Source organism: Acinetobacter sp. 25-47-130, assembly GCF_056779705.1.
In genome coordinates this window covers 166,845-182,622 of record NZ_JBWYII010000002.1, presented here as the reverse complement: position 1 = coordinate 182,622, position 15,778 = coordinate 166,845, and the positions used below count along the sequence as shown (strand labels likewise).

16 protein-coding genes and 5 tRNA genes are annotated in these 15,778 nt (G+C 40.0%); all 21 read left to right on the top strand.

Annotated features, from left to right (window positions below):
- Positions 1-22: 22 nt before the first annotated feature.
- The 21 genes from AC1M83_RS04555 (at position 23) to nusG (ending at position 15,769) form a co-directional block, all read left to right on the top strand.
- Positions 23-760, top strand: coding sequence for a LytR/AlgR family response regulator transcription factor (locus AC1M83_RS04555; RefSeq protein ID WP_481590125.1), 738 nt, complete (start codon positions 23-25; stop codon positions 758-760).
- 95 nt (positions 761-855) lie between these two features.
- On the top strand, positions 856-1,776 hold the full coding sequence (hemC, locus tag AC1M83_RS04550; protein WP_481590203.1) for a hydroxymethylbilane synthase: 921 nt from the start codon (positions 856-858) through the stop codon (positions 1,774-1,776).
- A 9-nt stretch (positions 1,777-1,785) separates the two neighbouring features.
- Positions 1,786-2,568 carry a uroporphyrinogen-III synthase gene (locus AC1M83_RS04545; RefSeq protein ID WP_481590124.1) on the top strand — a complete coding sequence of 261 codons (783 nt, stop codon included), beginning with the start codon at positions 1,786-1,788 and terminating at the stop codon, positions 2,566-2,568.
- On the top strand, positions 2,565-3,404 hold the full coding sequence (locus tag AC1M83_RS04540) for a hypothetical protein (protein ID WP_481590123.1): 840 nt from the start codon (positions 2,565-2,567) through the stop codon (positions 3,402-3,404). Before AC1M83_RS04545 ends, AC1M83_RS04540 begins: the two co-directional genes overlap by 4 nt.
- A 2-nt stretch (positions 3,405-3,406) precedes the next feature.
- Complete coding sequence (locus AC1M83_RS04535; protein WP_481590122.1) at positions 3,407-4,600, top strand: heme biosynthesis protein HemY; 1,194 nt, start codon at positions 3,407-3,409, stop codon at positions 4,598-4,600.
- Positions 4,601-4,609: 9 nt separating this feature from the next.
- Positions 4,610-5,026, top strand: a complete 417-nt coding sequence (locus tag AC1M83_RS04530; RefSeq protein WP_035267539.1) for an acyl-CoA thioesterase — start codon at positions 4,610-4,612, stop codon at positions 5,024-5,026.
- A gap of 126 nt (positions 5,027-5,152) precedes the next feature.
- Positions 5,153-5,476, top strand: a complete 324-nt coding sequence (locus AC1M83_RS04525; RefSeq protein ID WP_035267603.1) for an H-NS histone family protein — start codon at positions 5,153-5,155, stop codon at positions 5,474-5,476.
- Positions 5,477-5,642: 166 nt separating this feature from the next.
- Positions 5,643-6,386 carry a type II secretion system protein N gene (gspN, locus tag AC1M83_RS04520; protein ID WP_092766456.1) on the top strand — a complete coding sequence of 248 codons (744 nt, stop codon included), beginning with the start codon at positions 5,643-5,645 and terminating at the stop codon, positions 6,384-6,386.
- Positions 6,386-7,222: a type II secretion system protein N gene (locus AC1M83_RS04515; protein WP_481590121.1), complete on the top strand. Its 837-nt coding sequence runs from the start codon at positions 6,386-6,388 to the stop codon at positions 7,220-7,222. Before gspN ends, AC1M83_RS04515 begins: the two co-directional genes overlap by 1 nt.
- Positions 7,223-7,264: 42 nt before the next feature.
- Complete coding sequence (gene gspD / locus AC1M83_RS04510; RefSeq protein WP_373683353.1) at positions 7,265-9,652, top strand: type II secretion system secretin GspD; 2,388 nt, start codon at positions 7,265-7,267, stop codon at positions 9,650-9,652.
- Between the two features lie 69 nt (positions 9,653-9,721).
- The gene (locus tag AC1M83_RS04505) at positions 9,722-10,396 is read left to right on the top strand and encodes an FHA domain-containing protein (protein ID WP_092766454.1); all 675 of its coding nucleotides are present in this window, start codon (positions 9,722-9,724) and stop codon (positions 10,394-10,396) included.
- 58 nt (positions 10,397-10,454) lie between these two features.
- A complete protein-coding gene (locus AC1M83_RS04500; RefSeq protein ID WP_035270445.1) occupies positions 10,455-11,126 on the top strand; it encodes an HAD-IA family hydrolase in 672 nt (223 codons plus the stop codon).
- A gap of 117 nt (positions 11,127-11,243) precedes the next feature.
- Complete coding sequence (gene trpE, locus AC1M83_RS04495; protein WP_035270448.1) at positions 11,244-12,737, top strand: anthranilate synthase component I; 1,494 nt, start codon at positions 11,244-11,246, stop codon at positions 12,735-12,737.
- A 98-nt stretch (positions 12,738-12,835) separates the two neighbouring features.
- Positions 12,836-12,911: transfer RNA gene (locus tag AC1M83_RS04490), tRNA-Thr, on the top strand.
- Positions 12,912-12,964: 53 nt separating this feature from the next.
- A tRNA-Tyr gene (locus tag AC1M83_RS04485) sits at positions 12,965-13,048 on the top strand.
- Between the two features lie 34 nt (positions 13,049-13,082).
- Positions 13,083-13,158, top strand: a tRNA-Gly gene (locus AC1M83_RS04480).
- 14 nt (positions 13,159-13,172) lie between these two features.
- Positions 13,173-13,247: transfer RNA gene (locus tag AC1M83_RS04475), tRNA-Thr, on the top strand.
- Between the two features lie 149 nt (positions 13,248-13,396).
- Entirely contained in the window at positions 13,397-14,587 is a 1,191-nt protein-coding gene (gene tuf, locus AC1M83_RS04470; RefSeq protein ID WP_481590120.1) for an elongation factor Tu, read from the top strand.
- Between the two features lie 47 nt (positions 14,588-14,634).
- A tRNA-Trp gene (locus tag AC1M83_RS04465) sits at positions 14,635-14,710 on the top strand.
- A gap of 77 nt (positions 14,711-14,787) precedes the next feature.
- Positions 14,788-15,228, top strand: coding sequence for a preprotein translocase subunit SecE (gene secE / locus AC1M83_RS04460; RefSeq protein WP_035265936.1), 441 nt, complete (start codon positions 14,788-14,790; stop codon positions 15,226-15,228).
- A 7-nt stretch (positions 15,229-15,235) separates the two neighbouring features.
- Complete coding sequence (nusG, locus tag AC1M83_RS04455; protein WP_035265938.1) at positions 15,236-15,769, top strand: transcription termination/antitermination protein NusG; 534 nt, start codon at positions 15,236-15,238, stop codon at positions 15,767-15,769.
- Positions 15,770-15,778 lie beyond the last annotated feature (9 nt).

Sequence of the window (15,778 nt, the reverse complement as noted above, 5' to 3'; positions counted from 1 at the left end):
TTAACTTGAGCAAGGAGGAACAATGGACATCCTAATTTGTGATGATGAGCCACTCGCGGTTGAGCGCTTATCTCGCTTGGTCACTCAATTGGGGCATCAAGTTGTTGCAGCTGCGCACCATGGAAAAGAAGCTTTGACCTTAGTGCAACAATATGAGCCTGATGTAATTTTACTTGACATCCAAATGCCTGAAATGGATGGTTTGACATGTGCTCAGCATCTTTCACAGCTAAACCCAATGCCTGCTATTGTTTTTTGCACGGCCTATGATGAGCATGCTTTGACTGCTATTCAGGCACAAGCGAAAGGCTATTTATTAAAGCCGATTATCAAATCAGAATTAGAAAATACACTGAATAATTTAACTAAACTTACTCAAGCTCAAATGTCAAATATAGAACAAAAAGAAAATATGGAAGAAAAACATCAGCGTCAGCAAATCGCTGCGAAAACGTATCGTGGTCTTGAACTCATTCCTATCGAAAATGTTTACTATTTTCTGGCTGATCAGAAATACGTAACAGTACGACACAAAAACGGCAGTGTCTTGATTGATGAGACCTTAAAAGATTTAGAACGTGAGTTTTCAAATAAATTTATACGAATTCATCGAAATGCGCTGATTGCATTGGATTATTTGGATGGATTGGAGTTGGTTGCTTCAGGCCAGTATCAAGTTCGTTGTCGTGAACTTGAAGAGAAATTGGCGGTGAGTCGCCGTCATTTACCTCTGCTCAGAGAAAGAATGCAAAATATTTAGTTGCCTAAAATTATAGTGATTGCCGAACAATTTACTTGCAATTTTGGGACAGCAGGGTAAGTTTAGGATGTCTAAAGTTTGGCAGCATTAAAATGATCAAAACCTTAAAAATTGCAACTCGTCAAAGTCCATTGGCTTTATGGCAGGCGGAGCATATTCGTGAGCGACTTGAGACCCTACATGCTGGTCTAAAAGTTGAGTTGGTGACGTTTGTGACCCAAGGTGATAAAATTTTAGACACTCCTTTAGCCAAGATTGGTGGAAAAGGTTTATTTGTTAAAGAGCTTGAGGCTGCATTACTTGATGGTCGTGCAGATCTGGCTGTCCATTCCATGAAAGATGTGCCGATGGCGCTCCCAGAAGGATTAAGTCTTGCCGTGATTTGCGAGCGAGAAGATCCTTTAGATGCTTTTGTTTCGAATACTTATAGCAAGTTTGAAGATTTGCCCCTTGGTGCCAAAGTGGGAACCTCAAGTTTGCGTCGTAAATGTCAAATTTTAAAAGCCCGTCCAGATCTTGAGATTATAGATTTACGTGGAAATGTAGGCACACGACTATCTAAGCTTGATGATGGGCTTTACGATGCCATCATTCTGGCAAGTGCAGGCTTAAAACGTTTAGGTTTAGCAGAGCGTATTCGACACACGCTGGATGCACAGACGAGTTTACCCGCAGTTGGCCAAGGTGCATTAGGTCTTGAGTGTCGAGGTGACGATGCACGCGTATTAGAGTTGATTCGACCTTTATTACATGCAGAAACAGATGCGTGTGTTCGTGCAGAACGTGCATTTAATACTTATCTAGAAGGTGGATGTCAGGTACCGATTGCGGGATATGCGACTTTAAATGATCAACAGATTCAATTAGAGGGGCGCGTAGGCAGTGTGGATGGTCAAACATTATTGGTTGCTAAAGTAGAAGGTCCAGTTGAACAAGCTGAAACGTTGGGTGTTTCACTTGCAAAAGCTTTGATTGACCAAGGTGCTGCTGATTTATTAAAAGCACTGTATAAATAAAACAATGAAATGAAGTTTATCAATACTCGACCTGTAGATCGTGCTAAGCCTCTCAATGAGGCACTGGTACGTGCAGGATATGAGCCTATCGAGTTATCTGTACTAGAGTTGGCTGCTGTTCATTGGAGTGATGAACTTGATCAGCTCTTTCAGCAATTAATTTCAGCACAAGTGATTGTGGTCGTCAGTCCAACAGCCGTTGAAGTTGGCATGCAGTTTCTCGAAAAATCGGGACTTAAATTGACCGATTTAAATCATATCAAATGGATTGCAGTTGGCCGGAAAACAGCTGAAGCTCTAAGTCGATATGGTGTTAAAAGTTTAGTTCCAGATGTTGAAACATCTGAAGGAATGTTAAGTCTTTCGGTTTTAACACAAAATGCTGATCTCAAACGTATTGCGTTTTGGCGGGGAGAAGGTGGCCGTCAGTTCATGATGCAGCAGTGTCGTACTGCTAAAATTGAAGTACTTAATTTTGTTTTATACTCCCGCTACTGCCCAAGTGATGCTCAAGATAAATTTAAACATCTACTTGAAGCATTCAATGCAAATCCACAACCTTATGCTGTATTGATTAGTAGTGAAGCCAGTTGGAAAAATTGGCTGAGTTTATGCAAAAATTATCCTGTATTTATGCAACACGGTCATTACTTGGTTTTAGCGAATCGGTTATATCAGATCGTGTGTATGTATCAACAGACCTCAAATACTAAATTTCAAATCACTCAAATTGCGGACTTAATGCCAGATACGATTTTGTCGCAGCTTGAAAGTGAACATAGGCACTCATGAAGAAAATTTTATATCTATTCATTTTAGGCTTAATCATTTGGTTGATTAAACTCAGCTATGATCATTTTTCATTACAAGAAAAAGTTGAGTTGCTACAACAAACTCAACATAAATCAGAGCAATTAGTGGCAAGTTTGAATGATCAGTTGGTAGCAATTCAGCGCTCAAATCAGCAGGTTTCGTCTCAATCCAATCCACCTCAGCAAAACAAGAATCAACAAGAAATTCAATCTGAAATCAATCCAATCAAACTCTTAAGTCAAAAATTAGAGCTAATTCAATTTGCCTTAGATCAACATGAGTTTGTATATGCGCTTGAGCAACTCAATCAACTGGATCAACTGGTTGAGCGCTTGGCTTTGGCAGATACATTGCAGGTTTCAATGCATCGAGCTGTTGAGCATGATCAAAAAATGATTCAACAATATGTTGTGGCAAAAAATATTCAAATGGCTCAGTTAGGAGACTTGCTTGAAAATATTGATGCAAATTTGAAAAATGAACAACAAGTACAGCACCTCACGAGTGATAACTCTTCGCAATCCTCATGGTTTGAGCGTGTATTCAAAGTTGAACGCGTTGATGAACAGATGCCGGTATTACTTAATCGAAGATTAGTTTTAAAAGAAGTTCAATTGAGAGTGTTATTTGCTCAAAGAGCACTACAACAAGGACAATACATTGACTATCAAAATGCACTGACCTCAATTATCGATGAACTGGATCAACTGCCTGATGCTGTGGCAATCAAAATAAAAAATAAAGCGAAACATCTCAAACAAGCACAACTTTTACCTGTCCCTAAATTGAACAGTAAAGCAATTTTAGAGGGCTAATCATGAAACATATTTTTATAGTTTATGCATTAGTTGGTTTAATGATATTAGCCGTGTTAAGTGTGCTGAGTTATCAAGAAGGGCCAGGTTATATTTACATACTTTGGCACGGTATTCAGATTCAAACGAACCTCTGGTTTGTTTCATTTTTTCTTCTATTCGTTGCTTTATCTCTTCATCTTTTATGGTTTTGGGTTGGAAAGATGAGATCAAGAGAGCAGCGTAAAATTCAACAAGTTACAGACTTTTCAAGGTTACATACGTATGAAAAATTAGGTGTTTTGTGGGTTTTGGAGGCCAACACAAAACAGCGAGAATATTTACAACCTGTGTTTGAGAACTCAGGATTACTCAAAGAGGTTATTCAGTCTCGTATATGGTTGAAGCAAGATCGTATTGATGATGCGTTGAGTGTTTTACAACAAAGTCCTGCAGATGCTTTTGAATTGGCTGAACTCCAGCGTATTGAAATTTATTTAGCTCAAGAGCTTCCAGATCAGGCTTTAACCCATTTAGAGTTTTTACATGGTCATATGCTGTCACCTTGGTTAAAAGATCTTGAAGATGCTTATCAGCATAAGTTGAATCATCTATGGGGTAGATTTGCGATTCAATATCCATGGCATTATTTAAAAGCCACGCAATATGGTCATTTAGATTTGGAACATAAAAAGAAATGGCTTTTAAAGCTACTCAATGATTTTGACAACGTTTCAAATACAGATTTAGAGCTTATTCAAATTCGGTATGCTCAAATGAGTGATCAAATTGTGTCGTCTTCATATGGTATTAAATCGTTATGGTTAAAACTTATTTCTCGCATTCCTGAGATGGCTTTTGATGAAACTCAACTTTCTTTGTCTTTATTAGAAGAACGGTTCGATCAGGATATTTTTTATTTATGGTTTCAACAACAATTGTTAAAACAAAATCCTGATTATGAAATGCTTGAAAACCAGATTGATCATTTTGAAATGAAATATCCTGGATTACCGATTTTGAGTTTTTCTAAATGGCATATTTATACTGCGACTCATCGTGAACAGGATGCTGAGGCATTATTGCAATTATATCCTGATCACCCTTTAATGAACTATTTAAGAATTAAATCTGTATTAAAAGGCGATGCTGTATTAACTCAGCAATTGAACAGTGTCTTTGAGACCCATAATAAATTTATTCAATTTAAGTTATGAGAATGATGAATGAAACAAATGAATGAGTACAAAGTCATTACCCATCAAAAAGTCGCTTGGGGTGATATGGATGCTTTTGGACATGTCAATAATGTGATTTATTATCGCTATATTGAAACTGCTCGAATAGAGTATTTGAATCAATTAGAAATCTTAGCGTTAGATATTAATACTGTTGTGGCTTCAAATAGTTGTAAATATCTTAAACCAGTGTTTTATCCTGATTATTTACGCATTGGAACTAAAGTGGTTGAATTGCGTAACTCTGCCTTCAGGATGGAATATACAGTTTGGAGTGAGCAACAGAATGAAATTGTGGCAATTGCTGAGGCCGTTATAGTTTGTGTGGATAAAAATACAATGCAAAAGGTTTTGATTCCAGAGCATATTAGAGAAAAAATAATAGAAATAGACTCGGTTAATTAATGTGTTAAATTATTTGTTTTATTTATGTATATTAAATAACATGATGGATTGATTAAAATAATTTATAACAATAAGATGGCGCTTTATAAATCTAATAATGATATTGAATTTTTTGGAGTAAATGTTATGCCTGATATTAGTAATTTATCTGTTGAAGAGTTAAGAAAGTTAACTGCTGAAGCCCAAGCTTTGATCGAGTCTAAGAAAGATCAGGAAATTGAAGATGCTTATCATCAGATTACTCAAATTGCTGAATCAGTGGGTATGTCTTTAGAGCAATTCATTGAATATGGTGCACAAAAGCGTAAGAAAAGCACGCGTAAATCTGTAGAGCCTCGTTATCGTAATAAAAATAATACTGCGGAGACTTGGACAGGGCGTGGAAAGAAGCCACGTTGGTTGGTTGCAGAGCTTGAAAAAGGTGCCAAATTAGAAGATTTCCTTATCTAATTTCACTGATTTGTCATGTAATGACACTAATATTAAAAAAACCAAGCAAATCTGCTTGGTTTTTTTATAAGTGAATTGGAGAAGTGTAAAATTTATGCATAATACCAAGATAGAAAATTTTCAAACATTTTGCGGTTAATTAGACTTAGATGTTGGTATACATGGAATGATAAAAAAATCAAAAAAAATGGTGTGGTTAAGCGTCGCTATCTTCGCTTTTTTATTATTTGTTTTTTTACAAGTTCCAGCATCGTGGCTCATTGCTAAATTTTATAAAAATAATCAAATTTTAAAAAATGTCAGTGGCAATATCTGGCAAGGTCAAGCAGATTGGCAAAAAGGAAATCTTGCAGGTTCTGTCATCTGGCAAACACGTCCTCTCGATCTGATTTTATTAAGAGCTGGTGCCAACTTAGAAATACATAGTGGTCAGACGCAACTCAACGGTGTGGTGGGTTATGGGCTTGGAAAAAAAATAATTATCAAAAATATGAATGGAAATATTGCCCCTGAAACACTCAAAACATTTGTGGATTGGCAATGGCCTCAGAATAGTATTCAGTTGAAGGATGTAGCATTTCAATTCAAACAAAACGATGGTTTTGCAAAAACCGCCGGAGAGATGCAATGGGGTGGTGGTACGCTAACTTATACCTTTGCCCAGAAACAAGAACGAATGAATATGCCATCTTTAAAAGGGCAATTTTCAGACGAAGCTGGAAAACTGCTCATTGATGTACAAGATCAGCGCGGGCAAAAAATGGCCAACCTTAGTTTAGATCCTGCATTAATGTTGGATGCACAGGTGACCCAAAGATTATTAATGAATGTGCCTTCATATGATGGTAAAGCTGGTTTGGATACCTTTGTTGTCAGTACGAGACAGCCACTGCTGAGTGGAGGCTTCTAATGAAGGGATTCCAAGATAAGTTTTCACAAATTTCATTTAAAGATTTAGATCGAATTGCTCCGCTTACTTTATTTATTCTGATTTTAATCTTAATGTGGAAGCTCGCTTCATTATTTTGGTTGGTGGTTGCACCACCGCAAGTCATGCAAGTTGAGCGAGTCGCATTAGGTTCGCAGCAACCCCCTGTTCCGAATATATCGAGTTTCTCTTTGTTTCAAGAAACAGGTGCGCAAGTGAGTGGTGCTGATGCTAATTTAGCGCTTACGTTGCAAGGGGTTGTGGTTTCGACGCCAAGTAGTCAATCTTCAGCCGTGATTAAAGTGCGAGAGGTTGCTGATCGTTATACCATTGGACAAACTTTGGAAGGAAGTTCTTATCAGCTTTCAGAAGTATATTGGGATCATGTGGTATTGAAACAGCCGAGTGGTGCGACGACTGAGTTGAGATTTACTGGAATAGAGAATCTTAATCAGCCACTGATACCTGATGCACAGCAAAATTCTGCTAACGTAACACCGAATTCTGGTCAAACGACCACTCAAAATGCCATTGGTCAGGCAATCAATCAAATTCAAGAAAATCGTGAACAATACTTAAGTAATATGGGTGTCAACACTGACAGTGGTCAAGGTTATGAAGTCACGGATCGAACGCCTGCATTTTTGAGAAGCAAACTGGGATTAAGACCTGGTGATCGCGTTTTATCCTTGAATGGGCAATCAGTCGGTCAAGGACAAAGTGATGCGCAACTGCTAGAACAGGCTAGACGAGAAGGTAAAGTTCGCATTGAAGTAAAACGAGGTGATCAAGTGATGACCTTCCAACAAGAATTTTAAAATGTGTTAATTTGCATAAAGTATTAGGAAATATAACAAGTTATGGATTTTTTAAATCGAAATCGGTCACTTTGGGCGATGGTCGCAGTAGCACCAGTATTGGCTGTCGCAAGTACCGCTGCGCAAGCGCAAACTTGGAAAATTAACCTGCGTGATGCAGATTTAACTGCATTTATTAATGAAGTGGCAGATATCACGGGAAAAAACTTCGCAGTTGATCCGCGGGTTCGGGGTAATGTGACGGTCATTTCAAATAAGGCTTTAAACAAAGCTGAAGTCTATGATTTGTTCTTGGGTGTGTTAAACGTTAATGGCGTTGTTGCTGTACCTGCGGGTAACACTATCCGCTTAGTCCCTGACAATAATGTAAAAAATTCAGGTGTGCCTTTTGATGCCTCTCGGAACGCACGAGGTGATCAAGTGGTCACTCGTGTCATTTGGCTGGAAAATACTAACCCCAATGATCTAATACCCGCGTTAAGACCACTCATGCCGCAATTTGCGCATTTGGCGGCGGTACAAGGTACAAATGCGCTTATAGTCTCAGATCGTGCGAATAATATTGCACAGCTTGAAACGATTATTCGTAATTTAGATGGAACGGGACAAAACGATATTGAGGCTATTAGCTTGCAGTCTAGCCAAGCTGAAGAGCTGATAGTTTTGTTGGATTCAATGTCTTCTACGGGTGGTGCCAAAGACATTTCAGGTTCTCGAGTACGTATTATCGCAGATGCACGTACTAATAGGATTTTGATCAAGGGTGATCCAAGTACTCGTAAACGCATTCGTCAAATGATCGAAATGCTTGATGTTCCTTCAGCTGATCGCTTAGGCGGTCTAAAAGTATTTAAGCTTAAGTATGCAAGCGCAAAAAATTTGGCTGAAATTTTACAAGGTTTAGTATCTGGTCAGGCGGTGAATAGTACCAGTAATTCAAATAGTTCAAGCTCCAATTCAAGTGCTAGTAACTCATTAATTAATAATACCTCGAGTAATACGTCTTCAAATGGGAGTGTGAATACCCCAGCGATTAATTTGAATAGTGGTTCAAATCAAAATCAACAAGATATTACAAGTTTTAATAGTAATGGCGTGAGTATTATTGCTGATGGTGCACAAAATGCATTAGTGGTAAAAGCAGATCCTCAACTCATGCGTGAAATTGAATCTGCTATTCATCAACTTGACGTGCGTCGTCAACAAATTCTCATTGAGGCTGCTATTGTTGAAGTTGAAGGAAATGACGTAGATCAATTGGGTGTTCAGTGGGCACTAGGTGACATCAGTAGCGGTATTGGTGTAATCAATTTTGATAAAGCGGGTGTAGGGCTGAGTCAATTGGCTTCTGGATTCCTTGGTAATGTAGCTACGGGTGCTGGTTTGATTGGAGCTGGTGCTTCATTGGCCTTAGGTGAATATAAAGAAGGTGCGAATGGATCGCGTAAACTGTATGGCGCACTGATTCAGGCATTAAAGACCAATACTAAGTCGAACTTATTGTCTACACCATCGATTGTCACCATGGATAACGAGGAAGCTTATATCGTTGTGGGTGAGAATGTCCCATTCCAGACAGGATCTGTGACAACAACAGGTGGAACAGCAAACCCTTATACTTCAATTGAGCGTAAAGATGTTGGTGTTACATTAAAGGTCATTCCGCAAATTGGTGAAGGTGGAACAGTTCGTCTTGCTGTAGAACAAGAAGTATCCTCAGTGAAGCCAGATAGTGGTGAGGCGAAAGACTTGGTGACCACTAAGCGTGCCATAAAAACCTCGATTTTGGCTGAAAATGGTCAAACAATTGTACTGGGTGGTCTGATTTCAGATGATACTAAGTTAACGCGTCAAGGCGTCCCAGGTTTAAGCTCGATTCCTGGTTTGGGTAGACTGTTTAGAGCAGATGCAAAGAATAATGTGAAACGAAACCTACTCGTTTTTATTCATCCAACAATCGTAGGAGATACGGCTGATATTCGTAGATTGTCACAGCAACGCTATGACCGTTTATACAGTTTGCAGTTAGCGCTAGATGGTGATGGAACATTTAAGAAGCTACCGGATAATGTTGATGATATCTTCCAACAGCGGTTGCCTGTATCAAGTACTCCTCAACCCGTTAAGCCTATCGTAGTGCCATCAACGCCTCAAGCAGTAGAGCCACAGGTACAGCGTTATACTGCTCCGACAGCACAGTCTAAGCCAGTAGGGCGTGTGATTGAACGTCCAAATGTCATCGTGACTCAGGATCCTGTGGTGAAATCAACGCGAGTGCTGCCAAAGCCTGTGATTTACAATCAAGTTGCCACAACAAATACAAACAATGCCCAAGTCGTGGTGGAAACCCCTGTCGCGATTGAGCCAAAACAAGATGTGCAAAGAACACAAAATACGGTCACAACCACGACATTGAGACCATCTCGATAACATGCGTTCAATGTGAATCTCGAAAACAGCCATGTTAAAATGTCAAAACTTGAATAATGGATCGAAACTATGACTTGGAAATTACAAACAATTACTGGCGAATTTGCGGGTAAAGAAGTTGATATCGATCGAGACATGTTGGTGGGTCGTCATCAAGATGCAGATATTTTGATTCAGTCTGCAGATGTATCACGTCGTCATGCTGCTTTGTTTCTAAAAGAGCAGGTGCTCACTGTTCAAGACTTAGGTTCGTCAAATGGCACGTTTATTAACGATACAAAAGTTGCTGAAGGCGAAACTATTGTTAAAGATGGCGATATTCTGCAATTTGCTAGCCATAAATTTTCAGTTTTAGCACCTGCGCAATCTGCACAAACATTACAAGATGTTCAGCAGCCTAGCGAAGCAATCGCAACAGCTGAAATTTCTTCAAAGGTTGCAGTAGAGAAGACAGCAGCAGCTGAAATGCTTGAGCAGGGTATGCCTGATCTGAAAGAGCGAGATAGCTCAGTTCAGCTTACTCGAGATGGTATGCCTCAAAATGTAGGAATTCCTAAACCAGCCCCAATTCCTGAAGGAGTTGATGTTAATACGACTGTCAATAAGCATGAAGCGTGTGAGGTAAATATTCCTGCAGCTTGTACGGAAAAAGAGTTGGAAACTCAAAAAAATGCCAATATTGGCTTAATGGCATTATTGGTGTTAGTGATTGTAGCACTAGTTGCCTGGTTTATTTTCAACTAAGTTGCATGTGATTTTTTAAGGCATGCTTTCGCATGCCTTTTTTGTTAGGTTTAAAATAATGAATATTGCGAATTTGGAACAGCGTGACTTAATTCTTTTTGATCTGGATGGAACTTTGGTTGATTCGGCATTTGATCTATATCGTGCCATGAATATGAGTTTGAATGTATTAGAACTGCCTTTGGTCACAGAATCTCAAGTTCGAAATTGGATTGGCAAAGGGACTTCATTGTTCTGTCAGAGTGTTTTAATGCATCTGACTGGGCGTGTAGAGCCTTCTGAGCATCAACAATTATTGGATACTTTTTTAGAAATTTATAATGCCGAACCGTGCGTGGATACGCGTCCATTTCACGGCATTATCGAATTTTTAGAGTGGGGTCGAGCTCATCAAAAAAAAATGGTGTGTGTCACGAATAAGCCGGAATTACCCGCTAGAAAAATATTGGCTGAATTAAAGATGGATCACTATTTTGTGGATACGGTGGGGGGAGATCGTTTTGAGGTGAGAAAACCAGATCCGAAACCTTTGTTGCATTGTGTTGAGGCCTTTGGAACTGATCTGGACAATACCTTGATGATTGGTGACTCATCGAATGATGTAGAGGCAGCGCGCCGTGCGGGTATTGATTGTATTGTCGTAAGCTATGGTTATAATCATGGCGAAGATATTCAGCTATGTAAGCCGCAACAAGTAGTTGATGATTTAACTGTGTTGATTTCTAAGTAAGTTGTAATAAATAAAGAAGGGTAGAGGAATGAATAGTTTTAATGTTTTTCGATGGCGTCTCTCAGCGCAGACTTTATAGAACATTCAATATGCATCGAAAACTACAGAGAATTCCTCATGACAACATCAACTCAATTTCAACAGCTTCAATCGCAAGGTTTTAACCTAATTCCAGTTTATCGCCAACGCTTAGCTGATACTGACACTCCATTGTCAGTATTTGCACGTTTAAAACAACATCAACAAGCCTATTTATTTGAGTCTGTAGAAGGTGGTGAAAACTGGGCGCGTTACTCGATTATTGGTCTGGGCGAGTCAACGGTATTCTCTTGCAATGAAGGACAGTTAACAATTCAGAAAGCTGATGGCCAAGTCGAATCGTTTGAATGTCAAGATCCTTTCCAGTATATCCGTGACTTTCAATCGCAGTTCAAAGTGCCATCAAAAGCAGAACTCCCAGATTTGCCCAACTTTACAGGGGGCTTGGTGGGCTATTTGGGTTATGACGCGGTACGCTATATTGAACCGCGCTTAAATAACGTTCCTGATGCTGATCCTGTTGGATTGCCAGATTTATGGCTCATGTTGTCTAAAACAGTTGTAGTTTTTGATAATTTAAAAGACACGCTATTTATTATCGTACATGCGGATACACAGGATGCGGATGCTTTTGATAAAGCACAAAGCCAGCTGGATGAAATTGAATCATTACTTGCCACACCGGTGAGCTTGCAGGCAAAGCCTCACACGGCCCCTCATTTTGAATCATTAACAGGTAAAGAAAAATTCTTAGAATCGATTGAAACTGTTAAAGAGTACATTCGTGCGGGTGATGTGATGCAGGTGGTTCCTGGTCATCGCATGGTATCGGACTTTGATGGTGATCCTTTACAAGTATATCGTGCATTACGTCATCTAAATCCTTCACCATATCTGTTTTTAGTACAAGGAAAGACGCTTAGTGATGAAAAGCCATTTTATATTGTGGGCTCATCACCTGAAATTTTATCGCGTTTAGAAAATGGAGTGGCGACTGTGCGCCCATTAGCGGGCACACGACCACGAGGTAAAACCAAAGAAGAAGATTTAGCGCTGGAAAAAGATTTACTTTCCGATGAGAAAGAAATCGCAGAGCACTTAATGTTGATTGATTTGGGTCGCAATGATATTGGGCGTGTATCAAAAATTGGTAAAGTGCAAGTCACTGATCAAATGGTGATCGAACGTTATTCACATGTCATGCATATTGTTTCTAATGTGCAAGGGGAAGTTGCGGAAGGCGTAGATGCTTTGGATGTTTTTAAAGCAACATTCCCTGCAGGAACACTTTCTGGGGCACCAAAAATTCGTGCTATGGAAATTATTGACGAAGTTGAGCCAGTAAAACGTGGAATTTTTGGCGGTGCTGTTGGTTATTTAGGCTGGCATGGTGAAATGGACATGTCTATCGCAATTAGAACCTGTGTTATTCGCGAAAATAAGGTTTATGTACAGGCTGGTGCGGGTCTTGTTGCAGACTCAAATCCTGATTCTGAGTGGAATGAAACCCAAATAAAAGCTCGCGCAGTGATCAAAGCGGTTGAATTATCATCAAACGGATTGATTTTATGAGTTTTTAGGGTTTTTTTTGAAAAAAACACTTGCACGGATTTCAAGTTTTGCTAAACTGCACACCGTTCCGATACGAAACGTACGAAACACTAAGAAACGCCGGCATAGCTCAGTTGGTAGAGCAACTGACTTGTAATCAGTAGGTCCACAGTTCGAATCCGTGTGCCGGCACCATCTTAGAGAGTTTAAGTAGTCGAGTAAAGAACAACACTGAAGTAAGTGTAAATGGTGAGATTCCCGAGCGGTCAAAGGGAGCAGACTGTAACTCTGCCGCGTAAGCTTCGAAGGTTCGAATCCTTCTCTCACCACCAATTTTAAAACTTCGATCTAGTGTCTTACCAATATGCGGGAGTAGCTCAGTTGGTAGAGCGGCAGCCTTCCAAGCTGCATGTCGCGAGTTCGACCCTCGTCTCCCGCTCCATCGAAGTATTAAATGCTCTTATAGCTCAGTGGTAGAGCACTCCCTTGGTAAGGGAGAGGTCTCGAGTTCAAATCTCGATAAGAGCTCCAGATATACAGTTTAGTAGAAATTTCTACAAAGTTTTAAAGAAAGCAGGCTTATTAGTCTGCTTTTCAAGTATTTAAAGTGTCATTTTTTTGGCGACAGGTCGATACTGAACAATCTTAGAATTGTGTTCGACGTAAACGAGGAAGATCTCATGGCTAAGGCTAAGTTTGAACGTAATAAGCCACACGTTAACGTGGGCACAATCGGTCACGTTGACCATGGTAAAACAACTTTAACTGCTGCTATCGCAACTGTATGTGCGAAGAAATTCGGTGGTGAAGCTAAAGACTACGCTGCAATCGACTCTGCACCAGAAGAAAAAGCACGTGGTATTACAATTAATACATCACACGTAGAATACGATTCTCCAACTCGTCACTACGCTCACGTAGACTGCCCGGGCCACGCCGATTATGTTAAAAACATGATTACTGGTGCTGCTCAAATGGACGGCGCGATCCTTGTATGTGCTGCGACTGATGGTCCAATGCCACAAACTCGTGAACACATTCTTCTTTCTCGCCAAGTAGGTGTTCCATACATCGTTGTATTCTTAAACAAATGTGACCTTGTAGACGACGAAGAGCTTCTTGAGCTAGTTGAAATGGAAGTTCGTGAACTTCTTTCTACTTATGACTTCCCAGGTGATGACACTCCAGTTATCCGTGGTTCTGCTCTTGCTGCACTTAACGGTGAAGCTGGTCAGTTCGGTGAAGATGCAGTTGTTGCTCTTGTTGAAGCGCTTGACTCTTACATCCCAGAGCCAGTACGTGCTGTAGATCAGGCATTCTTGATGCCAATCGAAGACGTATTCTCTATTTCTGGTCGTGGTACAGTAGTAACTGGCCGTGTAGAAACTGGTATCGTTAAAGTAGGCGAAGAAGTTGAAATCGTAGGTATCAAAGACACAGTTAAAACGACAGTAACTGGTGTTGAAATGTTCCGTAAACTTCTAGACGAAGGTCGTGCGGGCGAGAACTGTGGTATCTTATTACGTGGTACTAAGCGTGAAGACGTACAACGTGGTCAAGTACTTTCTAAACCAGGTTCAATCAAGCCACACACTAAATTCGATGCAGAAGTATACGTACTTTCTAAAGAAGAAGGTGGTCGTCACACTCCATTCCTTAACGGTTACCGTCCACAGTTCTACTTCCGTACAACTGACGTAACTGGCGCGATTCAATTAAAAGAAGGCGTTGAAATGGTTATGCCTGGTGACAACGTAGAAATGTCAGTAGAATTAATCCACCCAATCGCAATGGACCCAGGTCTACGTTTTGCGATCCGTGAAGGTGGTCGTACAGTTGGTGCTGGTGTTGTTGCTAAAGTAACTGCATAATAGAAGTACAAACGAAAACCGAGAGTTTCGATTCTCGGTTTTGTTATAGGTCAGTAGTTCAATTGGTAGAGCGTCGGTCTCCAAAACCGAATGTTGGGGGTTCGAGTCCCTCCTGGCCTGCCAAATTATTTTTGATAAAAAGCTTGATGCTGGCTAAACTGGTCATATAATAAGTCGCGAATTCAACGACGAGTACAAAAATGTCGAATGATAAATCGCGTGACGCATTAAGCGACGCGCCAATTCCTCAAAGAAACAATTCCGCTGAAGTCGTTAAATCTGGTTCACCAGTTGACGTGATTTTATGGATTATTGCATTGGCATTACTTGCTGGTGCACTTATGGTAAATCAACATCTTCCAGCATATTGGGTTCCCGCAAACAATATTTGGGTGCGTGTTGGGGTAATTTTGGCTTGTATCGTTGTGGCTTTAGGTTTATTATACGCCACCCATCAAGGCAAAGGCTTTGTTCGTTTGTTGAAAGACTCGCGCATTGAACTGCGTCGAGTGATTTGGCCAACAAAGCAAGAAACAGTAACTGCATCATGGCAAGTGTTACTTGTTGTTGTAATCACCGCTATTGGTTTATGGTGTTTTGATTACATTATTAGTTGGTTGATGAAGTTTATTATCGGGTAAAAGAGCTATGAAACGTTGGTACATTATTCATGCCTATTCAGGTTATGAAAAACAAGTGATGCGTTCGCTTAATGATCGAATCCAGCGTAGCGCTGTTGCCGATAGCTTTGGTGAAGTCCTTGTTCCTACCGAAGAAGTGGTGGAAATGAAGGATGGTAAGAAACGTAAGTCAGAGCGTAAATTCTTTCCAGGCTATGTGTTAGTTGAAATGGAAATGAATGACGATACTTGGCACATTGTTAAAGAATGTCCAAAAGTGCTCGGATTTATTGGTGGTACGGCAGAAAAGCCTGCTCCAATTACGCAAAAAGAAGCTGACGCGATTCTTGCACGTGTACGCAATACTGGCGAAGCACCTCGTCCTAAGACAATGTTCGAGCCAGGCGAAGAATTATTGGTTACTGATGGTCCATTCACAGACTTTAAAGGTGTGGTGGAAGAAGTTCAGTACGAAAAGTCACGCTTAACGTTGACGATTAATGTATTTAATCGACCAACTCAAGTTGAATTGGAATTTCGCCAAGTCGAAAAAACAATTTAATCTGAATTG